Annotated in this window: 27 protein-coding genes and 1 tRNA gene; 22 read left to right on the top strand and 6 right to left on the bottom strand. The window is 63.3% G+C overall.

Annotated elements, in window-relative coordinates; all coding sequences use genetic code 11:
* Positions 1-55: 55 nt before the first annotated feature.
* The 3 genes from ACQ4WR_RS15540 (at position 56) to ACQ4WR_RS15530 (ending at position 1,374) form a co-directional block, all read left to right on the top strand.
* Positions 56-132, top strand: a tRNA-Pro gene (locus tag ACQ4WR_RS15540).
* A gap of 202 nt (positions 133-334) precedes the next feature.
* Positions 335-790, top strand: coding sequence for a DUF2262 domain-containing protein (locus ACQ4WR_RS15535; RefSeq protein ID WP_051958928.1), 456 nt, complete (start codon positions 335-337; stop codon positions 788-790).
* A gap of 227 nt (positions 791-1,017) precedes the next feature.
* On the top strand, positions 1,018-1,374 hold the full coding sequence (locus tag ACQ4WR_RS15530) for an immunity protein PIM1 family protein (RefSeq protein ID WP_035820925.1): 357 nt from the start codon (positions 1,018-1,020) through the stop codon (positions 1,372-1,374).
* A gap of 101 nt (positions 1,375-1,475) precedes the next feature.
* Here ACQ4WR_RS15530 and ACQ4WR_RS15525 read toward each other — a convergent pair whose 3' ends face one another.
* From ACQ4WR_RS15525 to ACQ4WR_RS15515, 3 genes are all read right to left on the bottom strand, one after another.
* A complete protein-coding gene (locus tag ACQ4WR_RS15525) occupies positions 1,476-2,594 on the bottom strand; it encodes a tyrosine-type recombinase/integrase (protein WP_436488290.1) in 1,119 nt (372 codons plus the stop codon).
* On the bottom strand, positions 2,591-3,106 hold the full coding sequence (locus ACQ4WR_RS15520; protein WP_436488289.1) for a DUF4224 domain-containing protein: 516 nt from the start codon (positions 3,104-3,106) through the stop codon (positions 2,591-2,593). Before ACQ4WR_RS15520 ends, ACQ4WR_RS15525 begins: the two co-directional genes overlap by 4 nt.
* Positions 3,107-3,207: 101 nt before the next feature.
* Positions 3,208-3,525 (bottom strand): hypothetical protein, encoded by a 318-nt coding sequence (locus ACQ4WR_RS15515; RefSeq protein ID WP_436488287.1) that lies wholly within the window; start codon positions 3,523-3,525, stop codon positions 3,208-3,210.
* Between the two features lie 66 nt (positions 3,526-3,591).
* Here ACQ4WR_RS15515 and ACQ4WR_RS15510 point away from each other — a divergent pair, with 66 nt between their 5' ends.
* Positions 3,592-3,864, top strand: a complete 273-nt coding sequence (locus ACQ4WR_RS15510) for a TolC family protein (protein ID WP_436488286.1) — start codon at positions 3,592-3,594, stop codon at positions 3,862-3,864.
* A 252-nt stretch (positions 3,865-4,116) separates the two neighbouring features.
* Here the strand turns inward: ACQ4WR_RS15510 and ACQ4WR_RS15505 are convergent, their stop codons facing one another.
* Both ACQ4WR_RS15505 and ACQ4WR_RS15500 read right to left on the bottom strand, forming a co-directional pair.
* On the bottom strand, positions 4,117-5,163 hold the full coding sequence (locus ACQ4WR_RS15505; protein ID WP_436488284.1) for a CDP-6-deoxy-delta-3,4-glucoseen reductase: 1,047 nt from the start codon (positions 5,161-5,163) through the stop codon (positions 4,117-4,119).
* Between the two features lie 124 nt (positions 5,164-5,287).
* Positions 5,288-5,998, bottom strand: a complete 711-nt coding sequence (locus tag ACQ4WR_RS15500) for a LuxR family transcriptional regulator (protein WP_436488282.1) — start codon at positions 5,996-5,998, stop codon at positions 5,288-5,290.
* 57 nt (positions 5,999-6,055) lie between these two features.
* Here ACQ4WR_RS15500 and ACQ4WR_RS15495 point away from each other — a divergent pair, with 57 nt between their 5' ends.
* The 3 genes from ACQ4WR_RS15495 to ACQ4WR_RS15485 all read left to right on the top strand — a co-directional run bounded on the left by ACQ4WR_RS15495 (position 6,056) and on the right by ACQ4WR_RS15485 (position 7,918).
* Entirely contained in the window at positions 6,056-6,298 is a 243-nt protein-coding gene (locus ACQ4WR_RS15495; RefSeq protein ID WP_436488280.1) for a hypothetical protein, read from the top strand.
* Between the two features lie 155 nt (positions 6,299-6,453).
* On the top strand, positions 6,454-7,296 hold the full coding sequence (locus tag ACQ4WR_RS15490; protein WP_436488278.1) for a helix-turn-helix transcriptional regulator: 843 nt from the start codon (positions 6,454-6,456) through the stop codon (positions 7,294-7,296).
* Between the two features lie 82 nt (positions 7,297-7,378).
* Positions 7,379-7,918 (top strand): YbhB/YbcL family Raf kinase inhibitor-like protein, encoded by a 540-nt coding sequence (locus ACQ4WR_RS15485; protein ID WP_436488276.1) that lies wholly within the window; start codon positions 7,379-7,381, stop codon positions 7,916-7,918.
* Between the two features lie 46 nt (positions 7,919-7,964).
* Here ACQ4WR_RS15485 and ACQ4WR_RS15480 read toward each other — a convergent pair whose 3' ends face one another.
* Positions 7,965-9,074, bottom strand: coding sequence for a citrate/2-methylcitrate synthase (locus ACQ4WR_RS15480; RefSeq protein WP_436488274.1), 1,110 nt, complete (start codon positions 9,072-9,074; stop codon positions 7,965-7,967).
* Positions 9,075-9,434: 360 nt separating this feature from the next.
* On the opposite strand from ACQ4WR_RS15480, the gene ACQ4WR_RS15475 reads away from it, so the two are divergent.
* The 15 genes from ACQ4WR_RS15475 to ACQ4WR_RS15405 are packed head-to-tail and all read left to right on the top strand — an operon-like array spanning position 9,435 to position 25,568.
* Positions 9,435-10,658: a hydroxymethylglutaryl-CoA lyase-like TIM-barrel protein gene (locus tag ACQ4WR_RS15475; protein ID WP_436488272.1), complete on the top strand. Its 1,224-nt coding sequence runs from the start codon at positions 9,435-9,437 to the stop codon at positions 10,656-10,658.
* A 47-nt stretch (positions 10,659-10,705) separates the two neighbouring features.
* On the top strand, positions 10,706-11,383 hold the full coding sequence (locus ACQ4WR_RS15470) for a Sua5/YciO/YrdC/YwlC family protein (RefSeq protein ID WP_436488270.1): 678 nt from the start codon (positions 10,706-10,708) through the stop codon (positions 11,381-11,383).
* Between the two features lie 27 nt (positions 11,384-11,410).
* The gene (locus tag ACQ4WR_RS15465) at positions 11,411-12,616 is read left to right on the top strand and encodes an amidohydrolase family protein (RefSeq protein WP_436488269.1); all 1,206 of its coding nucleotides are present in this window, start codon (positions 11,411-11,413) and stop codon (positions 12,614-12,616) included.
* A gap of 1 nt (position 12,617) precedes the next feature.
* Positions 12,618-13,361, top strand: coding sequence for an iron-containing redox enzyme family protein (locus tag ACQ4WR_RS15460; protein ID WP_436488267.1), 744 nt, complete (start codon positions 12,618-12,620; stop codon positions 13,359-13,361).
* A 20-nt stretch (positions 13,362-13,381) separates the two neighbouring features.
* A complete protein-coding gene (locus ACQ4WR_RS15455; RefSeq protein ID WP_436488265.1) occupies positions 13,382-14,098 on the top strand; it encodes an L-threonylcarbamoyladenylate synthase in 717 nt (238 codons plus the stop codon).
* Positions 14,095-15,288, top strand: coding sequence for an MFS transporter (locus ACQ4WR_RS15450; protein ID WP_436488263.1), 1,194 nt, complete (start codon positions 14,095-14,097; stop codon positions 15,286-15,288). The genes ACQ4WR_RS15455 and ACQ4WR_RS15450 overlap by 4 nt, the downstream gene beginning before the upstream one ends.
* Positions 15,285-17,387, top strand: a complete 2,103-nt coding sequence (gene leuC / locus ACQ4WR_RS15445; protein ID WP_436488262.1) for a 3-isopropylmalate dehydratase large subunit — start codon at positions 15,285-15,287, stop codon at positions 17,385-17,387. The genes ACQ4WR_RS15450 and leuC overlap by 4 nt, the downstream gene beginning before the upstream one ends.
* Before the next feature lie 14 nt (positions 17,388-17,401).
* Entirely contained in the window at positions 17,402-18,073 is a 672-nt protein-coding gene (leuD, locus tag ACQ4WR_RS15440) for a 3-isopropylmalate dehydratase small subunit (RefSeq protein ID WP_436488260.1), read from the top strand.
* On the top strand, positions 18,070-18,378 hold the full coding sequence (locus ACQ4WR_RS15435) for a (2Fe-2S) ferredoxin domain-containing protein (protein ID WP_070260607.1): 309 nt from the start codon (positions 18,070-18,072) through the stop codon (positions 18,376-18,378). The genes leuD and ACQ4WR_RS15435 overlap by 4 nt, the downstream gene beginning before the upstream one ends.
* A 53-nt stretch (positions 18,379-18,431) precedes the next feature.
* Positions 18,432-19,505: an ABC transporter substrate-binding protein gene (locus ACQ4WR_RS15430; RefSeq protein WP_436488258.1), complete on the top strand. Its 1,074-nt coding sequence runs from the start codon at positions 18,432-18,434 to the stop codon at positions 19,503-19,505.
* 14 nt (positions 19,506-19,519) lie between these two features.
* On the top strand, positions 19,520-21,703 hold the full coding sequence (locus tag ACQ4WR_RS15425; protein WP_436488256.1) for an ABC transporter permease: 2,184 nt from the start codon (positions 19,520-19,522) through the stop codon (positions 21,701-21,703).
* Positions 21,704-21,714: 11 nt separating this feature from the next.
* The gene (locus ACQ4WR_RS15420; RefSeq protein ID WP_436488255.1) at positions 21,715-22,767 is read left to right on the top strand and encodes an ABC transporter ATP-binding protein; all 1,053 of its coding nucleotides are present in this window, start codon (positions 21,715-21,717) and stop codon (positions 22,765-22,767) included.
* 41 nt (positions 22,768-22,808) lie between these two features.
* Positions 22,809-23,861 carry an ABC transporter substrate-binding protein gene (locus ACQ4WR_RS15415; protein WP_436488253.1) on the top strand — a complete coding sequence of 351 codons (1,053 nt, stop codon included), beginning with the start codon at positions 22,809-22,811 and terminating at the stop codon, positions 23,859-23,861.
* Positions 23,854-24,711 (top strand): ABC transporter ATP-binding protein, encoded by an 858-nt coding sequence (locus ACQ4WR_RS15410; RefSeq protein ID WP_436488251.1) that lies wholly within the window; start codon positions 23,854-23,856, stop codon positions 24,709-24,711. Before ACQ4WR_RS15415 ends, ACQ4WR_RS15410 begins: the two co-directional genes overlap by 8 nt.
* Entirely contained in the window at positions 24,708-25,568 is an 861-nt protein-coding gene (locus ACQ4WR_RS15405) for an ABC transporter permease (protein ID WP_436488249.1), read from the top strand. Before ACQ4WR_RS15410 ends, ACQ4WR_RS15405 begins: the two co-directional genes overlap by 4 nt.
* The last annotated feature ends 27 nt before the right edge of the window (positions 25,569-25,595 follow it).

Here is a 25,595-nt window from a genome sequence, read left to right as displayed (position 1 = left end):
TCCTGCGGAAAGCATGGCAAAAACCTAAAAGCCTCTGCTATAATTCCCACCTCGTCGGGGCGTAGCGCAGCCTGGTAGCGTACATGCATGGGGTGCATGGGGTCGGAAGTTCGAATCTTCTCGCCCCGACCATTAGATTCAAGGAGTTACAGTGCAAGCTGTATAGAAACCCAGTACTGTATATTATACGTTTGTATAATATCGGTGCTGGGTTTTTCCGTTTGCGTGACATATGAATTGCTCACCGCAGCATTTCGATGGATGCTATCGGACAGAAGCGGTCGTTTACAACGATCAGTTAGACAAAGAATCAATCTATGCATCAGGAGGACTTGTGCAACATCCCCAGTTAGGAACTCTCGAAATTGGTGAAGAATCGGGCGTAGGGACGCTTTTTTTCGATCGCCGCAGTATCCCGCTAATAATTGAACTGGATGATATTGCGCTCGATGATGTGTTGGCGTTTGCCGCGATTATCGCAAGCTCTTTAGAAACTTACGACCGGATTTCGAAGGAAATAATCACAACTGATCTCTTGGATACCTATAACTCTGGGTGGAATGAGTATGATGAGGTCCAGGACGACGGCACTACCAAGACTGTAGTAAATCCAATGCTCAGTTCCACTGAGTTTAAAACGCGTTTCGTTTTGAGTAGCGTAACGATCACTGGGGACTCCAGCGTTGACCTTAGGTATGAAGACGGCGGACTATTCTGGGGACATAGTGTTTTTGTTGAGTCTCTTGATGGCGCGGATTTTACAAACGCACGAGCGCAACTGATTGGCTAATGCGTGGAACAGCGCAGCGTCAACAACCGTTTTTTGCTGAGCGTAGTTGTAATTTGAATGCCCTCAAAGGGGCCGCAAGTGGCGATGACGGATGCGACACAACCAAGTAGAATCGGCCAGTAGCGGTCATTTTTGCGAGCGCTTTATTGATCGCTAAAAACTATGAAGTCGAGTATTCTTTGGCCGCAGACTGCGGATACCCGATGTGCTGCCTCATAGGAGAAGTGATGCAAACCAGCGACATTTTAGGCAAGATCAACGACGGCGTATTTTTCGAAAGAATTTTCGCGCAGGAGCGTGACTGGGATGCAGTGCTAGATTTAAGAGACAGTGCTGCCTTCGATGCCGACTGGCTTGAAAGCAATGAAAAGCTGGTGGTCGGCTATTCGGTAGACGAGACGGCGAGCAAGGAGGTTAGGGAAGCAGCCTTTAAGACCGTGTTTCAACTAACGGGCAATCCAGACTTGGCTGCTTATGTTTCCGATGATTTTGGTCTTATTACCCAGGCCAATCTCCATGGCGCTGATATTGCTTTCATCTGCCGGCTATGGGATTCGTATGTCCATGGTATTTTTCCAACATAACTCTTCCACTCTTTAACCGTTAAAAGGCGATCTTACGGTATGGGGAGGAAGCAGCCATCCAGTGCTAATAGAGGGTGGCTGTCAGTTGGGAAAGTCTAATTTTACTCAAGCCAGGGTAATGCCATAGGAATCTCGGAAACATCTGCGATCACTTCCTTGATGTAGATATCCGTGGTCTTTCCTGACGTGTGCACCAGGCGCTTTTGAATGTCGCTGCGGTTCTCCCCGCGCCGTGCCGCGTCGGTGGCCGCCAAGGCCCGGATATCGCGGAATACGACGTCATCCTTCATGCCAATGCGCTCCTTTGCGCGATCCCACATCGAACTAAGTCCGGAGCGGGTGTACGCGCCGCCCTTTTGCGTCGGAAACACGAATTGGCTGATCAGCCCATACTTGATTTTCAGTCCACGGGCGCGCGAGATCACTTCGGCAATCTCAGGCGTCACGATAATGTCGACGGCCTTGCCGCTGGTTTTTTGTGTCTTGCTTGGCTTGATCCTGATCCGCCCATCTTCGATCTGAGATTCTTTCAGCATGCGGATATCGATGCCTCGCGCCCACAGCAGGTAGGACATATCGATGATGCAGGCGAACATTGGGCCGCTGGCCGTCGGGATGCTCAAGCCTGTGCCCTTGCGTTCCTTGCTCATCATGCCGGCTTCGCGTATCGCCTGCACTTGCGCATGCGTGGCCAGCACCTCGCGTCGTCCGGTCTTGTAGCTGGACATGTCGAGTTGATCGATAGGGTTGTCCTGGCGCAAGCCCAGCTCGCCGATGATGAACTTGAACAATCGGCTCATCAATGCAGCGTATTTCTTCGCCGTGTTCGGTGTGTTCTTGAAGTTGTCGCGCAAGAAGCCAGCGCAGTCCTTGGTTGTCACCTGGGATGCGTGGAATTCTTCGAACTCGTCGGCGATCACGTCCAGGTAACGCCGGTAGGCGTCTTGCGTGTCCTTTCCATAATTGCCCAGCTTATTCTCTTTGAATTCCACGCAGGCATGGGGCATCGAGCCTTCGACAAGTTGCGGACTGCCCATCAGCGTGGACAGGGCCGCCAGCATCTTGCTCTCCCCCTCGGCCTCATAGGCAAGGTGAATCCAGCTCTGCATTTTGCCATTGGCCGGGTTGCGCATGGGCGCGGCGGCCAGGTAGCGATAAGCGCCGTTCTTCAGGTAGACCCGGCGTGGCAGTCCACGATTAGTTTTTCGGTGACGATTCATTTTCTGGCAGACTTCCTTACAGGGGCGGGGGCCGCCGGCAGGCTGGCGGGATGGATCAGATGCATGCGCAGGACGCGCACTGTGTTGTCGTGCAGTCTGGTAGCAGGTACGCCCATTTCCTTCAAGACGCGCAGCTGCTCTGCCGCGCGCCGGTAGTGTGTCAGATCGATAGCGGCAGAGGTGGCGGCGCGCAGCTCGATGCGCTCTTCCTCGGTAAATGAATGGATGGGCGATTCCCAGCGGTCGGCGTCCAGGCCGGCGGCAATCAGCACGGAGCGGCGGGCACCACGTGACGACAATCCCCAGGCCTGGGCGATAAAGCGCGCTTCGCTGGCACGCCGCTGCTCGATGGCGCGCAAGCTGGCTCGTTCGGCCAGGCTGGCTTTCGCCGTTGCGATGGCGGCCAGCGCCTCGGGCGCCCCTGGGGGCGTCGGCACGTCCCTGTCACGGGCGGCGAGGATGGCCGCCGCTGGCACGAACGACAGGTGATTGTCGATAAGGGACGCCGGCATCGCTCAGTCCTTGATGGCGCCGATGGCCCGCAGCAAGGCAGGGGCGATGACGATCAGGAGCGACAGCAGCCAGATGCCGCAGGTCTTGGCCAGGCGCAGCATCAGCGTGCCCCTTCCTTGCTCAAATACTTGGCCCAGTACGTCAGCGTGCGCGACGAGCTGGTGCATTGCACGACGCCCGATTCGCTGGCGAACAGGTAGTGCAGCTCGATGGGCAGGCCATCGATCAGGCCGCGCTGGCTATCTGGCAGGAAGAAGCCGCCAAGCTGCAGCGCATGCAGGTCGCTGATGATGAAGGTGAGATTAGCCGCGCCGTAGGCGTGGTATGTCTTGGCAATTTCGCGGATATAGGCGGACAGTTCGCCGATGCTGGTGCCAGGGTTGGCATGCAGCAGAAAGCAGGTCGGCGCCACAGGCACGACACATTTTTGCAGGGTCGGGTGGGGCGTGGCCGGCGCCGGGGAATTGTCGGCAAGAGTGGTAACGTGCAGCGTGGTTTGCGGCTGCTGGAGTCGGTGGCAAACCGCGAGGCTGCGCGTCTTGCCAGGCTGCAGTTTTCGGCAGGCGCAGGCCTCTACCTGGATGTGCTCGAAGCGGAACGGGCCGACTTTGCCAGCCGGCGTGCGCTGGCGGTGGCCCGCACCAACCAGCGGCTTGCCGTTGTCAGCATCTACAAGGCGCTGGGCGGCGGCTGGGAGGTCTGCGCGCAGGCAGGTGACGACTGTGGCGGCGCCAGAGCGCTTCCCGCAGCGCGTTGAGCGACACAACGCGCCAGCAGGCCATGTCCTTGCTGTGCGCGAGCAGCACCCCGGGCCAAGCCTGCGTCTGCAAGGCGGCCCGGGCCTTGCGCTTTTCCCTTGTCTCTTGACCATCCCAAGGTTGAGGTCAAACACTCGCTATCAGAAGTGAGGAGCACGGAAGAAAATGCATGAATGTCGTGGCAAGCATTGAATGCCTTGATGGGGTGCATCGAGAAGAAGGTGCGAATCTTCTCGCCGCGCGCATGGGATTCAAGGACGCAGGCCACTCGCCGGAGTGGCCTGTTGCTTTTCTTGCGGCGAAACAAAGATGTCGGCATAGAACTCGTCTTCCGGCAGCTGGCACAGCCGCACGCAATCGCGGCGCGCGCTTTCCACCATGGCGGGCGCGCCGCAGGCATACACCTGGTGAGCGGACAGGTCGGGAAAGTCGGCGATCGCGGCACGGTCCGCATGGCCGACGCGGCCCTGCCAGCCATCCTCGGCGAGAGGCGCGGAGAGCACCGGCACATAGCGGAAATGCGGCAACCGCGCAGCCCATTCGCGGCACAGGCCATCCATATACAGGTCATGCGGCCGTCGTCCACCCCAGTACAGCACCATCGGACGTGGCAATTCGAGCGCGATCAGCTGTTCGACCATGGCCTTGAGCGGGGCAAAGCCGGTGCCCGTCGCCAGCAGCAGCATCGGTTTCTCCGAATCCTGGCGCAGGAAAAAGCTGCCATGCGGACCTTCAAAGCGCAGGATGTCGCGTTCCTGCATCGCGCGAAACACCTGTTCGCTGAACCGGCCGCCGGAGATGTGACGGATATGCAGGCTCAGTGCGCCTGTCTGGTCGGGCGCATTGGCCACGCTGTAACTGCGCCGCGTCCCGTCGCGCAACATGAAATCGACGTACTGGCCCGCGCGGTATTGCAGGCTGGCCGCCAGCTGCAGCGTGAGCTGCATGACGTCCGGCGCGAGCTTTTGCATCGCACTGACGCGGCAAGGCATTTTGCGTACAGGAAAGTCGCCATTGCCGGCCGCCTCGCTGGCTTCAAGCAGCACATCCGTGCAGGCAATGGCGCAGCAGGGCAGGCAGACGCCGCGCGCCGCCTGCTCCGGCGTGAGCGCGCGCGGCGCCGCGCCCGGGTACGCTACGGTTCCGCCCGCGATGGTTGCCGCGCAGGCGCCGCAGCTGCCATTTCTGCAGCTGTAAGGCAGGCCGACCCCCGCACGCAGTGCCGCCGCCAGAATGGTTTCCTCTGCTTCGCAATGAAACTGCTGGCCGCCGGGCTGGAGATGTACTTGAAAATTCATATGCGCCTTGAAGTTAAAGTGTAGGGGAGCTCTTGTTACCAGTGGATCCGCCGTTGCGCTCGCCGCGTGGCAAGGGGGATCACGTTGCCGGCGCGCTGCGCCATGCCGGCCCGTGAGCGATGGCTCAGATCAGTCCCAGCGCCATGCCTTTGGCGATCGCCTGTTGCCGATTGACGACATTCAATTTGGTCATGACATTGCAGATGTGGAAGTAGATGGTGCGTTCCGACGTCTTCAGAATGCATGAGATTTCCCACGTCGATTTGCCGGCTGCTGCCCAGCGTATGCATTCATGCTCGCGCGGCGTGAGGGTGGGAGAGAGGACGTTGAGCTGTTTTGCGGCGATTTTTTGTACGGCTTCGTACAGGAAGCTGGCCAGCAGCTGGCTTTGTCCCAGGATCTGTTCCGTGTAGCCATCGATGCAGGCATCGCCCGAAGCCAGGCTGAGCAGACCGAATTCGCGGCGCACGCTGCCGTGTAAAGGCACGCTGACGCCGCTGCGGATGCCAAACATGGCGGCTTCTTCAAACATGGCTGCCGCATACGCATTCGAATACTGTTCGCGTTCCCACAGCAACGGGCGGTGGCTGGTTTTACAGTGCGAGACGATGGGATCGATACGGTCGAAATCATGCTCCTGGTAGGCTTCCCACCACCGTTCGGGGTAGCCGCTCAGCACGAAGTCTTCCGTTGGCTGTCCGACTATTTCCATGCGCAAGCCAAACAGAAAATGCTCAAATCCCAGTTCCTGCACGATACCCGAGGTTTTCTTGTGTAAATCGGCAAAGCTTTTGCATTGCAGCAAATTTTCAAATTTACTCAGAGGCTGAAGCATATAGAAACTCTTTCTCAATAAATATAATATTTAATTATTAACTATCTTGGCATCCCTTTGCTGCATTTGATATGCAGCGATATTGTTCAAAAGCGTGGTGTTGCTGAGCTTCTGATTTATCTTGCTGTAATTTATCAAATTTTAGATGTTGTTCTTTTGAAAATTCAATATTTTGTATCGGAATTTGCGTTATTAAATAAATCACTGTATTTATTTCAGCTTCCTCCAGAGTGGCGCATGCGGCTTTACGCGAATATCTTTCCCTGCGGGGCTGGCAATATAATGGGCGGCATCGGCTAATACCAATTTGCGCAGTGGCTGTGGTGGTGTATATAAGGATAATATTTCCTTATTGTGATATTTCGTGTAAATTGCAATGCATGCAATGGCGGCACATTTCCGATGGTGTGCATTCCCACCGGGGAAATCGCCCGTATATTTCATCAGGGAGACACGTGCATTCCGATCTGTCCTGGCTGTTATCGCAGCCCCTCGATCCGCTGGCGGCACGTTTTGACGGCGCTGCCAGTACTACGGTCACCATCGTGGCGGCGCATGCCTACCGCCTGCAGGCCGTGGCGTGCGACATGCCGCTGCTGCTGGTGCCGCTGCAAGGCAGAAAAGGCCTGCGCTGCGGCGATGTGCAGCTCGACTGCGGCGCCGGCGATTTCCTGCTGGTCCACCGCGCCTTGCAATTTGACGTGGAAAACACGCCGGATCGCGATGGCCCCTACCGCGCCCTGGCATTGGCGTTTCCCTGGCATGTGGTGGAACTGGCGCGCAGCCTGCTTGGTCCGCACGCCGGCGCCGGTAGCGAGCCCGCGCACGCCGCCAGCATTTCGGTCGGCGCGCTCGAAGCCATCGTGATGCCCCTGCGGGCCTATCTGGAAGCGGATGCGCAGGACCCGCTGATGACCGATTACCTGGCGCTGGGGCTGCTGGTGGCGCTGGCGCGCCTGGGCCACAGGGCTTTTCTCATGGCCCACGATCCGTCCACTGCCGCGCGCGTGCGCCTGATGCTCGCCGCGGCTCCCGCGCAGGACTGGAAGTCGGCCCACGTGGAGCAGCAGCTGCAGATGAGCAGCGCCACCTTGCGGCGCCACTTGCGCGAGGAAGGCACCTCGTTCCGCGCGCTGCTGCTCGATGTGCGCCTGCATGCGGGGCTGGCGCTGCTGCAGACCACGCGCCGCCCCGTCAAGGCCGTGGCGGGCGCCTGCGGTTATCGTTCCGTACCCAGCTTCTCGCGCGCCTTCGCCAGGCGCTTCGGCGTCGACCCTTCCGCCGTGGCAGGCGCCTGAGCGATTGGCGATGCATATTGAGCGTTTCGGCCTGCTGGCCTGGCCTACACTTCCTGCGTTGTTCAACATAACCGGAGGTAAGATGCGCAAGCTGCTATTCATGATGTTGTTCTCCGCAGGTGTGTGTTCGGGCACGCAGGCATTCGAGCTGAAAAGCCGGGACTTGCAGGCCGGCGCACCACTCGGCAATGCCCAGGTCTACGCCGGTTTCGGCTGCAGCGGCGGCAACCGCTCGCCGGAACTGTCCTGGGCCGACGCGCCCGCAGGCACCAAGAGCTTTGCCGTCACCGTTTTTGATCCCGATGCGCCGACAGGCAGCGGCTGGTGGCACTGGGTCATCTACGACATTCCGGCTGGCGCGACAGGCTTGCCGGCTGGCATCGGCAAGCAGGCGAGCCTGGCCGACGGCAGCAAGCAGGCACGCAACGATTTCGGCAGCAATGATTTCGGCGGCGCCTGCCCGCCACCAGGCGACAAGCCGCACCAGTACATTTTCACACTGCATGCCTTAAAGACGGACAAGCTGGGTGTGCCCGGCGATGCCTCGCCGGCCATGATCGGTTTCATGCTTGGCGCCAATCGTCTTGGCACGGCTGTCTTACGCACCAGCTATAGCCGTTAAGGCCGCACATGGCGGTGCGCCGCACCGCCATGTCGCCCTGGCGGCCTCAGTCCAGCTGCGCCGGTGCGGCCGGACGTCCCCCAATGTAGACGGCTTTGGGACGGATCAGGCGGTTGTCCTGCGCCTGTTCCAGCACATGCGCGCACCAGCCGGCGATGCGGGTACAGCAAAAGGTCGGCGTGTACAGGGTCTTCGGCACGCCGACGGCGCGCAGCACGGCGGCGGCCCAGAACTCCACGTTCGGGTACAGGTTGCGTCCCGGCTTGTGCTGTTCCAGCAGCGCCACGGCGGTCTTTTCCACGGCCAGGCTCAGGTCGAGCAGGGGATCCTTGCCGTGCAGGCTGGTGGCCACTTTCTTCAGCACCGCCGCGCGCGGATCCCAGGTCTTGTAGACGCGGTGTCCGAAACCCATCAGACGTTCGCCTCTTTCCAGCTTGCCGCTGATGACCCGCTGCGCCTGGTCCGCGCTGCCGATCTCGTCGAGCAGGTCGTCGACCTTGGACGGCGCGCCGCCATGTAGCGGGCCAATCAGCGCACCGATCGCGGCGCAGACCGCCGAGACGATATCGGCCTGGGTCGAGGCCACCACCCGTGCCGCGAACGTCGACGCGTTGGTGTCGTGGTCGATGCACAGGATCAGATAGGCGGACAGCGCGCGCGCGAAGTCCGGATCCGGTACTTTGCCGCTCAGCATGTACAAATAGTTTTCAATGTGCGACAGGCCGGCGCGCGGGGCCACCGGTGCCAGCTTCTGGCTCAGCCGGTAGCGATGCGCGATCACCGTCGGCGCGATGGCAAAGATGGCCAGCGCCTGGTCCAGAGTCGGCGGCCAGTCGGCGCCGGCAATGGACTGGCAGGACAGCACGGCGCGCAGGGCGGCCATGTCGCTGGCCTGCGTCGGCAGGGCCGCGATCATCGCCGTCGTCGCACTGTCGAGCACGCGCAGCGCTTCAAGCCTGGCGCGCAGCTGTGCCAGCTCGGCGGCATCCGGCAGGGCACCGAACAGTATCAGGTGCAGCACTTCTTCATACGATTTATCCAGTGCCAGTTCGCCGGCCCAGTAGCCGCGGTAGATCAATTCACCCTTTTCGCCGTTCGCATAGCTGATTGCGCTGTTGGCAATCGCGATGTTTTCCAATCCTATGTGCAACTCCATATCGCTCCCTTGTTAAGAATTACCGGTCTCGCCGGCCTCGTGCGAAAGCGCTTCCTGCCGCCCGCGCTGCGCTGTTGACCTCAGTCAGCCATGCCACCTTAGCAAGCGGCAGACGCCGACACTAGCTGTTCCTCTCAACAGCTGCGGGCGCCCACAGGTGAGGAGGCGGACAGGTTTCGCGCTTGCATGATTCCGGTAGTCTTTATCGCAAGGAAACGTTTGTGCCAGGTCAAATCCAGGCGTCGCGCTTCCCGCAGAACGGTCTTGCAAGCTCGCTGGTGTGCCGTGGCCGACAGCCAGGGCGCCGCACCCGAGTGGCAGCGCCACCCTTAGTGTTTTTTCATAGGACAGACGATGGACATGAATCTATTAAGGCATGTGAACATTTTCGACACCACGCTGCGCGACGGCGAACAGGCCCCGGGCTACGCCCTGGCGATCGACCAGAAGATCAAGATCGCCGAAGCGAGCGAGCACCTGGGCGTCAACACCATCGAGACGGGCTTCCCGGCCTCGTCACCGGTCGATTTCGAGGCGACCCGCGAGATCTGCCGGATCCTGTCGCGCGCCACGCCGTGCGGCTTTGCGCGGGCCGTCAAGGAAGACATCGATGCCTGCGCCAAGTCGATGAGCGATGCCAGCCATCCGCAGATCGAACTGGCCTCGGTCGGCTCGGATATCCATATCAAGTACAAGCGCGGCGTTACCCGCGAGCAGATCATCCGTGAAGCGATCGATGCCATCGAACATGCGAAGGCCGTCGGCTTCCGCGACATCTCGCTGGCGCTGGAAGACGCCACCCGCGGCGACATGGCCTTCATGAAGCAGCTGATCAGCGAAGGCATTGCGCACGGCATCACGGCCATCGCCGTGCCCGACACCGTCGGCTGCTGCCTGCCGGCGGAATACTATGCGCTGGTGCGCCAGCTGCGCGAATTTGTCGGTCCGGACCTGCGCATTTCATCGCATTGCCACAATGATCTGGGCCTGGCCGTCGCCAACTCCCTGGCCGGCATCGAAGCGGGTGCCGACGAGGTGCAAACGACCATGTGCGGCATCGGCGAACGCGCCGGCAATGCCAGCATGGAAGAACTGGTCGCCGCGCTGACCTACAAGAGCGACCAGTTGCACTGTACCCACGATATCGTCACCCACCGCCTGCTCGACAGCTGCCTGCTGGTGGCCGACTACCTGCAGTTGAGCGTGCCGCTGCACAAGCCCATCATCGGCCGCAACGCCTTCGCCACCGAGGCCGGCATGCACCAGCAAGGTGTGATGAAGTACCGTTTCACTTATGAATTCATGCGCGCGGAGAACTTCGGTGCCGAGTCGAAGACCGTGATCGGCCGCCACAGCGGCCGCAATATCCTGCGCCAGCGCCTGATGCGCGCCGGTGTCAAACAGGTCAGTTCGGCGGTGCTTGACGCGGTGTACACGGCCATCATGAGCGAAGACGACGTGGCCAGCTACAACGACGCCCAGCTGCTGGTGGAGAAATACCGGCTGCTGTCCGAAGTGTCCACCCGCCCGGCCACCCGTGGTGGCGAGCGCAGCGATGCCGAATCCCCGCTGGCCGTGCTGTAAGCCGGCAGCCTCCTAGCGAAATCCTCCACACCATGAATGCACATTCCATGCAATATGAAGACAGCGGCACGGCCCACACCGAACACGACGTGCGGGCCAGCTGCGATGCCTTTGCCGCCGGCAGTCTGGTCTTGCTCAAGGGCGACATCGGCTACGGCCTGCTGGGCCACTCGGAGCGCGCCATCCGCAAGATGTACGACGCCAAGGGCAGGGTCCACAGCAATCCCTGCATCGTCATCGGCAACCTCGACATCCTGCGCGAAGTCGCCCTGGTACCCAACGACGCCATCGGCGACTGGATCGCCGCCACCGCCGCCGAGACGACGCTGGCGGTGGTGTTGCCCGTCAATCCGCACAGCAAGCTGCTGGGCAAGCTGTCGGCGTGGGTCTACGGCCAGACCGTGACCAACGGCACCATTGCCGTGTTCCTCAACGTCGGGCCTTTCCTTGAAGACGTCATTGCCCGCCTGCGCACGGCCGGCTTGCTGGTGGTGGGATCGTCGGCCAATCCCTCGTCGCAAGGCAATATCTACCAGTTCGAGGACATTCCCGCCACATTGCGCGAGGCGGCCGATTTCGCCATCGACCATGGCCGTTCCAAGTACGCCAATCCGGAGCGCAACGCCACCACCATCGTCAACTTCACCAACTGGTCGCTCAAGCGGCGCGGCGTGAACTGGGAAGCTATCGAACCTGGTTTCCTGGCCCTGCAAGCACAGTCTTAAATCCCCCTCAACCGTTTGGAGCCTTACATGAGCACGATACTGAACAGTCCACATCCGCTTCCCGCCGCCGCGCCAGCGCAGCAGCAATGGAAGAAATACACCTCACCCTTCGATTTCAAGCAATTCGATTCCGACTCCCACGTGCAGGAAGTGGGTGACAGCTGGGAGCTCTACCTGCCGGAGGAGTTTGCGCACCGGCGCCCGCATGTGATCGACAATCCCCATGTGTCGCTGCGCCCGAGCCGCAACAAGACCTGGTATATCGACGGGCGCCTGGTGCCGAAGAACCAGGGCAATGGCGGCGTCGTCATGAGCACACCGGCCGAGATGGACTTTGCCAAGCGCAAGCCGGTGCCCGTGCCGATCCAGGCTTGCACCGACCCGGTGGCGCGCGCGCAGCTGATGCGCGACCAGGGCCTGGACCGCACCGTGCTGTTTTCCACGCTGTTCCTGGAAACCCTGACCGACGACCTGGTCTACGAGGCGGCGCTGATGCGTGCCTGGAATGACTGGATGGCGGAAATGCGCTCGAAGGCGCCGGACATGATCGAATTCGCCGCCCTGGTGCCGATCCGCTCGCCCGAGCTGGCGGTGCAGGAAATGCGCCATGCCAAGGAGAAGGGCGCCACGGCGGTGATGATCTTGCCGACTGCCGGCGAACGCATGCTGCACGATCCGCTGTTCGACCCGTTCTGGAGCGAAGCGCAAAACATGAACATGCCGGTCTGCGTGCATATCGGCTGGCCTAATCCGCGTCAGACCTTCGAGTGCACGACGCCGTCCAGCATTTTCCTCGGCGCCTTCGACCTGTCTGTCTGGTGGGCGTATATCAGTATCTTTACGGGCGGCATCTATGACCGCTTCCCGCGCCTGAAAGTGTCGTTCGTCGAACACGATGCCCGCTTTTTCAGCCTGTTTCTGGAGCGGGCGATGCACTGGTGGCCGACGGCCGCATGCAAGCCATGGCCCGGCAAGAAGTCGCCCGAGGCGGTGCTGCGCGAACATGCCGTGTATTTCGGCTTCGAAGGCGATTACGACTACATGCCGGAATTTATGAAGCTCGTCGGCGACGACCGCGTGCTCGGCGCCTTCGACTTCCCCCACACGCATTACGGCGAAGCGAGCCTGAGCCAGTCATTCGATTTCATGCGTGACCACGTGGGCCTGAACTTGCTGCAAAAGCGCCAGGTATTGCACGACAACGCCGCCGCCTTCTATGGCCTCAAGGATTGATATGGACTTGCACGCAAACGCCGGCCACAGTGGGGTGCGCCCCCCGCTGCCGGTCGAAGATGTCATCGCGCAATGCAATCAGATCGTGCATGAAAAACGCTATAGCCGCCACCAGTTCGTCGGCAGCGTGCAGCGCGGCTTGCCGGACAGGGCGGCGCTGGCCGCCTGGGCGCTGCAGAAATACCACCAGGTCTACACGCAGAACTTGATCTTCAGCATTATTCATTCGAAGACCCAGTTCGAGGATGTGCGCCATTTCATGATCGAACAGCTGGTGGCCGAGGAAACGGGCATTAATTGCGGCAGCGACAGCCATTACAACCTGATGCGCCGCTTTGCCGAGGCTTCCGGCGTCGGCGCCGACCAGTTCGGACCGGCCACGCAGGCCGAACCCGTGCGACGCTACGTCGACACGCTGCTCGGCATCATGCGCGACGAGCACTTCGCCGTCGGCCTGCTGGCGATCTACGCCATTGAGTCGCAGTCGGGCGAGAGCGTGGGCAAGATGCTGGCCACGCTGCGCGAAGCGTATGGCTACAGCGAAGCCGAGCTCGAATGGTTCACCGTGCACAGCGATGCCGATGACGACCATGCCGAGGAAGGCGTGCGGCTGGTGCGCAAGTATGCGCCGCAGGTAGCCGGTTTTGACCAGCGCGCGCTGGCTGTGACCGAGCGCATCTGCGATGCCTGGCTGCAGCTGCACGACTACTACGCCTCGCTGCTCAACCGCAGCGCGGTCCGCTAAGCCTGCCACTGGAGACTCCCATGATCGCTCCCATCGTCAAGTCGGACGAAGACTTCCTGCCGCGCGCCATCGAAGTGCTCAAGCGCGGCGGGCTGGTGATTTCGCCAACGACGACCAACTATAACCTGATCTGCGACGCCACCAACGCCGCTGCCGTCAGTCGTATCTTCGCCGTCAAGCAGCGTGTCAAGTTCGGCCCGCTGCCGGTGAGCCTGCCGCATCCTGGCGTGGCGGGCCGCTATGTCGAATTGCCCGAGTGGTTCAACCACGCCGTGCTCGACGACTTGCTGCCGGGGGAGATTTCATTCGTCTTCAAGCAGAAGTATCCGTTTCCGGACCAGCTTACCTGTGGCTTGCACAGTGTGGCCATCAGCTGCACCACGCATCCGATCTTCCGCATGCTGACGCAGGGGCTCGACGGGCCCATCGCGGCCACCTCGGCCAATCTGTCCGGGCAGGGCAATATCTTCGTGCCCCTGGCCAAGGCCATCGAGGACATCGGCCATCTGGTCGACCTGATCATCGATGCCGGGCCGACGGCCGCGGAACTGGCCGGCAGCGGGGACCGCGTCAACACCATCATCGACCTCACGTTCGACCGCCCCTACCTGGTGCGGGCCGGCTGGGTTGGACTCGACAAGGTGAAGCCGTACTTCCCCGACCTGGTGACGGATACCGCGCGCTACCAGCAGGTGCTGGCGCAGCGCGTGGCCGAGCGCGGGGAACGCGCCGCATGAACCTGCACAAGGAGGCATGGCGCTTTCCCGCGCTGCTGCTGCTGACGGTACTGGCCAACATCGGCATGGGCATCGTCATGCCGGTGTTGCCCATCTACTTCAAGCAGTACGACGTCAGCGTCGCCGCCCTCAGCGTGCCGTACGCCACGCTGGTGCTGGGGCGGCTGTGCTCGCGCGCCTTCAGTCCGGCGGCGATCATGCGCTGGGGGCATCGGCGTGCGGTGATGGCCGCCTTTCTGCTGTACGCGCTGGTGTTCGCCGCCTATCTGGGAGCTGGCTCGCTGGCGCAGTTCGGCATGCTGCGCTTCATCGAGGGCCTGGTCGAGGGCGTGCTGGCGATCGCCCTGAACGACCTGGCGATAGGCTATGTGCGGGGCGTCGATTCACAGCAGCGGGTGCGGCTGATGGGCCGCTTCGGTTCGGCCTTCGGCCTGGGTTTTCTGCTTGGGCCGCTGGCCGGCGCCGCCATCGCGCACTGGCTAGGCTTGCAGGCGATCTTCGTCGCCGGTGCACTGGTCGGGCTGCTTGCCATGCTGCTGGCCGGCGTGGCGCTGGCGCCGGTGGCGGCACGTGCTGGCCATGCCGGACCACGTCCGGCGCTGGGCATGCTGCTGGCCCTGTACAGCCCGCAAAGCCTGCGGCGCGTGCTGTTTTTCTCGCTGATGATCCTGCTGCCCTTGCATGTGACGGGGGCGCTGGGGATGGAAGCGTCGCGGGTCGGCATGTTTTTCGCGGCCTCTGCCGTACTGACCACGCTGTTGATGCCGCTGGCCGGCCACGTCAGCCAGCGCATCGGCCAGACCGCGCTAATCGACGGCGGCCTGTGGTTCATGGGCGCTGCGCTTCTGCTGATGGGCCTGGTGCAAGCGCCGCTCGGCTTTGCCGCGCTCTTCGTGCTTGAAACGGTGGCTTTCGCGCTCATGCTGCCGCCAGCCATGGCCTTGTTCAGCACCGCCGTCGAGGACCATCCCGAGCGCGCCAGGGTCATGGGATCGATGGCCTTTGCCACCGAGCTGCTGTCCCTGCCACCGGCCTTTTTGCTGCCCGCGCTGTATGCGTACCGGCCGGTACTGGGCTGGGCGGCCGTGGCCGTGCTTTGCCTGGCGACCCTGTGGGCTGGCCGGCGCGCCCGCCATCACCTGGCGCCGGCCTTCAGCGCCGCCCACCTCACCAAGGAAGAACGCATATGAGCCTGACTTTGTTCGACAAGATCTGGGCACGCCATGTGATCACCCATTTCGACGATGGCAACGACCTGCTGTTCATCGACCGCCACCTGCTGCACGAGGTGACCAGCCCGCAGGCCTTCAGCGGCCTGCTGGAGCAGCAGCGCGGCATGCCGTTTCCCCAGCTGACCGTGTCGACCGAGGACCACGTGGTCTCGACGGCGCCGGAGCGCAGCGGCGCCAGCTTTGCGCAGGGCCGGCAGCTGCTTGAGCATGCCCGGATCAATACGCGCCACTTCGGCGTGCGCCATTTCCCCGTCGACCATGCGCGCCAGGGCATCGTGCATGTGATGGCGCCGGAACAGGGGCTGGTCCTGCCCGGCATGACGGCCGTGTGCGGTGATTCGCATACCTGTACCTTGGGCGCGCTCGGCTGCGTCGCCTTTGGGATCGGCACGAGTGAAGTCGAGCACGTGATGGCGACACAGAGCCTGGTGCAGAAAAAGCCTGCCAATCTGCGCGTGGTGCTTGAAGGTGCGCTGGCGCCGGGGGTGTATGCGAAGGATGTGATTCTCAAGCTGTGCCAGCTGCTGACGGTCAGCGGCGCCACCGGCCACGCGATCGAATTTGCCGGCGCTTTCGTACGGCAATTGCCGATGGATGGCCGCTTCACCCTGTGCAATATGGCCATCGAGATGGGCGCGCGCATCGGCTTGATCGCACCGGACGGCATCACCTTCGAGTATGTGCGCACGGCACTGGGCCGGCCAGCCGGCGATGCCGCCCTGGCGGCGGCGCTGGCGCAATGGTCGGCGCTTTCCAGCGATGCCGGGGCGCATTTCGAGCGCGAACTGCTGCTCGACGTGTCAGACCTGCAGCCGCAGATTACCTGGGGCACCAATCCGGATCAGGTGATCGACATCGGCGCGGCCATCGGCGCCGACGATTCGGCGCGCGCCGGCGTGGCCTTCGACTACATGGGCTTGCAGGCAGGCGAACGCCTGCTGGCGCGTCCGGTCGATGTGGTGTTCATCGGCTCCTGCACGAATGGCCGCCTGTCGGACTTGCGCGTGGTGGCCGAGCTGGCCAGGGGGCGCCAGGTGGCACCCGGCGTGCGCGCCTTTGTGGTGCCCGGCTCTCAGCAGGTGCGCCGTGCCGCCGAGCGCGAGGGACTCGATGCGATTCTAAGCGCGGCCGGTTTTCGCTGGGGCCAGCCCGGCTGCTCGATGTGCGCCAGCGTGAATCAGGAATTCGTCGGCGCCGGGCAGCGCTGCCTGTCGACTTCCAACCGCAATTTCATCGGCCGCCAGGGCGCCGGCGCACGCACGCACCTGGTGAGCCCGGCGGTTGCCGCCGCTTCGGCACTGACGGGCAAGGTCACGGATCCGCGCCAGCTGGGGCCACTTGGCCGTGTGGCCGCCTGGGCCGTGCTGCTGCTGGCGCTGGGCGGCAACGCGCCCGAGGCCACTGCCGCCGAGGCCGCGCCGCCATCCGTGGGACGGGTGCAGCTGGCCTACCTGGACGGCGGTGTCGTGCGCGCCTCGCAATCGCATTTCGTCGCCTGGCCGTCGCAGCTGTTCCTGCTCGAAGCGTTCGACTACAACTACAAGCTGGGCCGGCATGCGCTGGAAACGGCGCGGCTGCAAGTCTTCGTCGGAGGGCCGGTACCGCTGCGGGAGGCGCCTCAGCTGCTGGGCTGGGTGGCGCGCCTCGACTACCTGAAACTGGGCGCGCCCGCCGGTGGTGCGCTTGGCCACCTGGCTGACGCGCGCCTGGGCGCGCAGCTGACGCTGCACCGCATCGCGCCGTGGAATGCCTGGTTCAAGCGCCATCAGGCGGAATTGTTCGTGCAGGTGTTTCCCCTGCATGGCAACGAGGATTTTGGCCGCTACGACACGTTCACGCGTTTTTCCAAGCGTTTTACGCCGCAGCTGGTGGCGCGTGGCGTCGTGCGCAGCTACCACTTTTCCGGGCTGGCCGTCGTCACGGCCGAGATGGACATGATTTATGAACTGAGCCGCCGTCAGGACATGTATGTGCGTCTGGGAAAGTCCAGCCGCGATTACGCCGGCCTGGCCGACAAGAGCGCGTTGCTGGGCATCGGCAGCCGCATCAATTTCTGAGAAAAGGAGCATCGATGAACCGCAGCTTTCTGATCGAATCCGGACATGCCGCCTTGCTGGCGGTGCCGAATATCGACACCGACATCATCATTCCGCAAACCGAACTGGTGACCACTTCCCGGCGCGGCCTGGGCCAGGGCCTGTTCGCCCGCTGGCGCTACCTGGAGGGGCGCGTGCCTGACCCTGCTTTCGTGCTGAACCAGCCACGGCACCGCCATGCCTCGTTCCTGATCGCCGCAGATAATTTCGGCTGCGGCAGCTCGCGCGAGCATGCGGCTTGGGCCCTGGCCGACTTCGGCATCCGCGCCATCGTGGCGCCCGGGTTTGGCGAAATATTCCAGCGCAACTGCGTGCGCAACGGCATCTTGCCGGCGCGTGTCAGCAAGGACGGCTATACGCGCCTGGCAGAGGCGGCACAGCTGGCAGGCGGCGGCTTGCGCCTGAGCATAGACCTGCACCATCAGCGCATCAATTGCGCGCAATTTTCGCTGACCTTCGACATTGAGCCGGACGATGCGGCGCGTCTTCTGCGCGGGACCGATGAAATCGCCGAAACGCTGGCGCATGCGGGTGCCATCGCCCGTTTCGCCGCCGCCGACCGGACGCACCGGCCATGGGTGTACGAGCCAGGCTGGGAGCAGGACGAAGCGTGCGTGGCCGACGCGCTGGCGCAGGAGGCGACATGAGCCATTTCCGCCACCACGTCTTTTTTTGCTGCAACCAGCGCGACGGCGGGCGCGATTGCTGCGCCAACCACGGTGCCGATCAATTGCGCCAGCATGCCAAGGAGCGTCTGGCCGCGCTGGGCATGCTGGGCCAGGAGCAGGTGCGCATCAACCAGGCCGGTTGCCTGGACCGCTGCGAGCTGGGCCCGGTGCTGGTGATCTATCCGGAAGCGACCTGGTACACCTATCTCGATGCCAGCGACATTGACGAGATCATCGATGAACACCTGATCCATCACCGCGTCGTCGAGCGCCTGCTGGTGTGACCCGCCGCGTTGCGCATGCATTTCCATTCACCTATCTTAGCGAGGCAATTGCAATGATATTTCCAAACTTGGCAGTAAGCCGGGCGGCGCGCCTGCGCCGCGCACTGGGCGCGGCGGCAGTGGCGCTGGCGGCATGCATGGCGTGGGCGCTGCCGGCGGTCGCGCAGGCGGCCGGGCAACTGAACCTGTATTGCGCCTATCCTGACGCGGCGATGTGCCAGGCGCTGGCGAATGGTTTCGGCGCGCGCCACGGCGTCAAGGTGAGCGTGGTGCAAAAGCCCACCGGCGAGCTGTATGCGCAGATTAAGGGCGAGGCCGGTAATCCGAAGGGCGACCTGTGGTGGGGCGGCTCCGGCGATTCCTTCCTGCAGGCGGCGCAGGACGGCTTGCTGGAAACCTACCGCTCGCCGCAGCTCGCGCAGCTGGCCGCCTGGTCCCTGATCCAGGCGGAGCAGTCGGCCTACCGCAGCGTCGGCGTGTACCGCGCCGTGATGGTGCTGGCGTATAACACCGAATTGCTGAAGAAGAAAAAGCTCGCGCCGCCGCAGTGCTGGCGCAACCTGGTCGATCCCATCTACAAGGGCGAAATCGAACTCTCCAATCCCGCCTCGTCCGGCACGGCCTACATGATGCTGGCCACGATGGCCCAGCTGTTCGGCGAAGACGGCGCCTTTCGCTACCTGCAACAGCTCCATCCTTCGGTCACCAGCTATGCGCGCAGCGGTGCCGGACCGCTGAAGGCTGTCGCGCGCGGCGAGGCCAGCATCGGCGTGGCGATGTTGCATGGCGTCATGACGGAACGCGAAAACGGCTTTCCTGTCGCCTATACGCTGCCCTGCGAGGGCACGGGCGCCGAGGCGGGGTCCATGGCGATCCTGCGCAATGCGCGCAACCTGGCAAATGCCAGGCTGTTCTATGACTGGGCCCTGGGGGCCGAGGCGCAGGCCCTGCCATATTCGCTCAAACAGTATCCACTGCCAGCGAATCGTGACATCAAGCTGCCACCCGGGATGCCGGACCTGGCCAAGGCGAAGTTCCTCGACTACGACTACGCCAAATTCGGCTCCCGCGAACAGCATGCCTTGCTGCTGGGACGCTGGAATAAAGATGTTGCCAGTGCCCAATGACAGGATATCGCGCCATGGCTGTTTCTGATGGGAACGCGGCGAGCGCCGCGGCTGGCGGCGCCGGCCGGCACCGCATTGCGTCCTGCTGGTACTGGGTCCTGCTCGGTCTGCTCGGTGCCTGTCTGCTGCCCTGGCATGCGCAGTCCGATGGACGCTGGCTGCTGCCCCCGGCCTTGCTGCTGGGCGAGCCGGCCAGCATGGCCGGCGCGGTGCTGCTGCTGCAGTCGCGCGATGGCGGCGCGCTGCCGCCGCTGCTGCTGCCATTGCTGCTGGGCTGGGCCGTGTGGCGCCGTCGTCCGCCCGCCGTGGTACTGCGGTTGGCGGGGGCTGCCGGCTTGTTGTGGCTTGGCCTGTGCGCTTTTTCCGCCAGCGGTGCCAGCATCGGGCCTGGCCAGCTGGCGTGCGCGGCCAGTCTGCTGTCCTGCCTGGCGCTGGGCCTGAGCCAGCGCGGCTACTTCGGCGGCGACGCCTTCGTGGCCGGCACGGTATTGTCGATCAGCCTGCTGGTAGGGGTGTTCACGCTGGTGCCGACCGCTGCCATGCTCTCGCATGCATTCGATGATGGCCATGGCGGGCATGCCTGGACCGCGCCGCTGCGACTGCTATACAGTGGCTACCTGTGGAGCGGCGCCTGCCTGACCGGCGCGGGACGCTGCGGTACGGTCTGGACCACACTGTTCATCGCCACCATGTCTGCACTGCTGTGTACGCTTGTCGGCTTCGCGCTGGCGCTGCAGATGGCCCGCGTGCGCGGACCGCTGACGCGCGTGGTGCAATGGCTGTCGGTACTGCCGCTGATCGCCCCGCCTTTCGTGGTCGGCCTGGCGTTCATCCTGCTGTTTGGCCGTTCCGGCCTGTTCAATACCCTGCTGGAAAGCTGGTTCGGCATCGTGCCCGGGCGCTGGATCTACGGCGTACAGGGCATCTTGCTGGCGCAGTTGTTTACGTTCACGCCGGTTGCCTGCCTGGTCCTGCGTGGCGTGGTCGAGGGTATTTCGCCGGCGCTCGACGAGGCGGCGCAGACCTTGCGAGCGGGGCCGTACCAGCGCTTCTTCAGCATTACCTTGCCGCTGGCCAAGCCGGGCCTGACCAGCGCCTTCCTGATTTGCTTCGTCGAATCGCTGACCGATTTCGGTAATCCCATCCTGCTTGGCGGCAATACTGAAGTGTTGGCCACCGATATCTTTTTTGCCATCGTTGGCGCGCAGCAGGATGTCGGCCGCGCGGCCAGCCTGTCGGCATTGCTCCTGGGATTGACGCTGGTGGCGCTGTGGCTGCAGCGGCGCGTGCTGGGCAAGGCTTCCTACGCCACCATCGGCGGCAAGGGCGCCGCCACGCGCCATGCGCCATTGCCGGTGAGCCTGCAACGGGCCTGCGGGAGCGCTGCCGTCCTGTGGAGCGCGCTGACGCTGCTGGTCTTCATGCTGGTGCTGGTGGGCGGTTTTGTCGTCAACTGGGGGCGCGACTACCGGCCCAGCATGGTGCATTACCTGAATGCGTTTGGCGTGACCCCTGGCGCGGCCGATCCCCTGACGGGCGTGGCCTGGGAAAGCTTGCTCGGCACGCTGGGCATGGCGTTGCTGGTGGCGCCGCTGGGTGCGGTGCTGGGCCTGCTGGCCGGCTGGGTCATCAGCCGCCAGCAGTTTTCCGGCAAGCGCCTGTTCGAGGCATTCAGTTTCCTGCCACTGGCGGTGCCGGGCACGGTGATCGGCGTGGCGTATGTGCTGAGCTTTAACGGCCCGCCCCTGGAACTGACGGGCGGCGCGGCCATCATCGTCATCTGCCTGCTATGCCGCAACCTGCCCGTGCTGGTGCAGACCACGGTGGCGGCACTGGCGCAGGTTGAACGCAGCCTGGGCGAGGCGTCGCTGACCCTTGGCGCCAGCAATTTGCAGACCCTGCTGCGCATCGAGCTGCCCTTGCTGCGCCAGGCGCTCAGCGGCAGCCTGATCTATGGCTTCGTGCGCGCCATGACCACCATCACGGCCGTCATTTTCCTGGTCTCGGCCGGCCACGAGCTGGCGACCACGTTCATCATCAATCGCGTCATCAATGGCGATTACGGGCTGGCGGTTGCCTACAGCACGCTGCTGATCGGGCTCAGCCTGGTGGTCGTGGCCCTGGTGCAGCGCCTGGTCGGGCGGCGCCGCGCGGGGCCGGCATCCGGCGCCGGCGGTATCCCTATTCATGTTTCCTGAGGAGCAGCACGATGGCAGCAGCACAGATTCAATTGCAGGGCGTCTCGAAACGCTACGGTACGGTCACCGCCGTGGATGACGTGTCACTGACGATCGAGGCCGGATCGCTGACGACCTTGCTGGGGCCATCGGGCTGCGGCAAGACCACGATGCTGCGCATGCTGGCGGGGCTGGAACTCGCCTCGGCAGGCCGGATTCTCATCGGTGGCCGCGATGTCACGCATGTCGGCGCTGCCGGGCGCAACGTCACGATGGTGTTCCAGAGCTACGCCCTGTTCCCGCACATGACGGTGTTCGACAACGTCGCCTACGGCTTGCGCCTGGCGGGGTGTGCCAGGGCGGAGGTACAGGAGCGCGCCATGGCCGGCCTGGCGCTGACGGGACTCGATGCGTATGCGCGGCGCTGGCCGTCCGAGCTGTCCGGCGGCCAGCAGCAGCGCGTGGCCATCGCCCGCGCGCTGGTGCTCGAGCCGGAGGTGCTGCTGTTTGACGAACCGCTGTCGAATCTGGATACGCAGCTGCGCCGCATGCTGCGCAAGGAAATCCGCGAATTGCAGCAGCGCTTGCAGCTGACCGTGGTGTACGTCACCCACGACCAGGCCGAGGCGCTGGCCATTTCGGACCAGGTGGTGCTCATGCATCGCGGCAAGGTGGCGCAGGCCAGCACGCCGCAGGGCATCTACCGCGCGCCGCGCGACGCTTTCGTCGCCACTTTCCTGGGCGACTGCAACCTTGCGCCGGGTCGCCTGATGGCCATCGAAGGTGCGCTGGGAAGAGTCAGCATGGGCGGCCTGGAACTGCGCCTGCCCCATTGCGGCCAGATGCCAGGGCCGGTGCAACTGGCCATGCGTCCGCAGGCGCTGCGTCTTGCGGGCGCGGGCCAGGCGGGTGGCGTGGCTGCCGAGATCACCAGCGTCACCTTTCTGGGTGGCTTGCTGGAGATCGAATTGCGCACCGCGTTCGGCCCCTGGCTGGTGCATGCGGCGCCGCAAGCGGGCCTGGCGCCGGGCATGGCGGTCACGGTCATGCTCGATACAAGTTCCATGGCGCTGCTGGCCGCGTAGGCGCCATCCCCCTCAAAAAAATCTCAGAGAAGGACTTTCGCATGATGAATCGACGAACTATGCTTGCCCGGCTGGGTCTGATGGCCGGCGGTGCCGCCGCCTGGCCGGCGCGCACGGCCGCGGCGCCGCCGCTGGCCCCCGTGCTGGCCGGGCACCCCGCCTACATCGTGAACTACCTGCCGCACATGGTCGCCTTGACCCAGCAGTATATGCGCGAGGAGGGCCTCGATTTCCGCCTCATGTCGTCCGATGGCGGGACCAAGCTGCGCGACATAGTCGCCGGTGGCCAGGTCAGCTTCGGCCTGGGCGACAGCACGCATCCTATCCAGCTGGCCAACCGCGGCCGCCCGGCCAAGATACTGCTGGCGATCGACCGCCGCTGTCCGTATACGAACGTGGTGGTGCGCAGCGACCTGTACGAGAAAGGCATCACCACCTTGCAGGCGCTGGCCGACTACCGCCGGCCGGACCGCGCGCGTCCCATCGTGGCCGTGGCGACCCTGGGAGGCGGCCAGTATGTGTATGCCAGCTACCTGTTCGAGCAGATCGGTGCCGCCAACAAGCTGAACCTGGTGTCCGGCGGCGTCACGCTGACCATGCTCGGCGGCCTGCGCAGCGGTCAGTTCGACGCCATCATCGCGCCGGCCGCCTGGCAGATCGAGGCTGAGCGCGGCGGTTTTGGCAAGACCATCTTTGACGTGTCCGACGAGGCCAGCTGGAACCGCTATTTCGGCGGCCCCCTGCCGGTAACGTGTGCCTATGCACTGCAATCGACGATCGACCGGTATCCGCAACTGGTGCAGGCATATGTCAATGGCATGGTGCGGGCGCTGCACTGGATACGCCGCAGCAGCAGCGCGCAGATATGGCAGGACGTCGGCGCCAGGCAGCTGCGCGAAACGCGCGCCGATACGGCCGTGATGGAACTCGATGCCTTCAAGCGCACGGCCAGCTACGACGGTGAAACCGATGCCGCCGCTTTTGCCAACGGCGCGCCCATCTGGTTCCGTCCGGGCACCGGCATCAAGCCGATCCGCTACGCGGACGTCACCGACCTGTCTTTCCTTCACCTGAGTAGGCGCAAATATGGCTAGCACATTACAACCCCTGCAGGAAGCGCTGCCCGGACCGCAGTTGCGGCTGGTGCCCGAAACGACGCAGCCGCGCCTGGAATTGCGCGGACTGACGCGCGACTTCACCCTCAACGCGCGGCCCGTGCGCGTCGTCGACAACCTCTCGCTCTCGATTGCCAAGGGGGAGTTCGTCTCGCTGATCGGCCCGTCCGGCTCGGGCAAAAGCACCATTCTGAACATGCTGTCGGGCGTGCTAGAGCGGACGGCAGGCGACGTGCTGGTCGACGGTGTCAGCCTGTCGTCGAGCGACATGATGCGCGAGCTGGGCTATGTCTTCCAGAGCGACAACTGCTACCCCTGGCGCAACGTCGCCGACAATATCGGCCTGGGCCTGGAGCTGGCCGGCATCCCCAAGCCAGAACGGCGCAGGCGCGTGACCGAGGCCATCGAACGCATCGGCCTGCAGGGATTTGAACGGGCCTTTCCCAAGATGCTGTCGGGCGGCATGCGCCAGCGCGTGTCCCTGATGCGTACGCTGATCATGCGCCCCAGCATCCTCCTCATGGACGAGCCGTTTGGCGCGCTCGATACGCATACCAAGTTCGAGATGCACAAGCTGCTGCTCGAACTTTGGCAAGCCGAGCAGCAGACGGTGGTTTTTATCACGCATGATCTGGGCGAGGCCATTACGCTGTCGGACCGTATCGTCGTGCTGTCGGCGCGGCCCGGCCGCATCAAGGAAATCTTCGACGTCAAGCTGCCACGCCCACGCGACGCACTGTCGGTGCGCGAATTGCCGGAATACAGCGCCCTGTTCGCACGCATCTGGCATTCGCTGGGCGAGGAATTCAACAAGGGAGAGGCGACATGACACTGAGCCGCTATACCTGGCATTCGGTCTGGTTCTGGCGCATTGCCGTGCTGCTGATCCTGCTCACAGTGTGGCAGTGGGGCTTCAGCCTGCAGCCGAAGCTGCCGTGGCTGGTGCCCAGCTTCATCGATCCCTACTTCATTTCCACGCCCACGGGCGTGTTGCACAAGCTGAGCCACATGGCGTGCATGACGGACGAGGAAGGCCACCTGCTGCCGGGGCGCTCCGGGGCGGTGGCGGCCTGCTTCAGCGCTACCGACAATAATCTGCTGGCCGCCATTTCAGCCACGCTGCGCAATACCTTCTGGGGCTTTGCGCTGGGCGTGAGCACGGGATTTGCCGTCGGCCTGCTGCTGGGCCGCTCACCTTTCTGGGCCAGCGTCTTCGACCCTTACATCGTCGGCTTCAACTCGGTGCCGCGCATCGCGCTGGTACCGCTGATCGTGCTCATTTTTGGCCTGGGCGATGCATCCAAGATCCTCACGGCCTGGCTGATCGTCTTCTTCGTGGTGTTCTTTAACACCTTCGGCGGCGCGCGGCAGGTGCAGCGCGACCTGGTCCATGTGGCGCGCGTGCTGGGCGCGACGAACTGGCAGGTGATGACCCGCACTGTCATTCCGTCCACGCTGGAATGGGTCTTCGCCTCGCTGGTGCCCAGCGTGTCATTTGCGCTGATCGGCGTCATCGTGGGCGAATTCATCGGTTCCGAACAGGGACTGGGACGCCTGATCATCGAGGCGCAGGGACGGGGCGACGCGGCCGCCATGATGGCGACGCTGAGCGTGCTGGTACTGATAGGCGTCATGTTGTCGGGGCTGATCCACCAGTTACAGGAGTACTTGCTGCGCTGGCGCTGAAGAGCTGCACAGGCGGTGATCCGATCG

It is taken from the genome of Janthinobacterium amylolyticum (assembly GCF_051380655.1).
In the GTDB taxonomy this organism is placed as follows: domain Bacteria; phylum Pseudomonadota; class Gammaproteobacteria; order Burkholderiales; family Burkholderiaceae_D; genus Janthinobacterium.
This window is presented reverse-complemented; position numbering and strand designations above follow the sequence as displayed.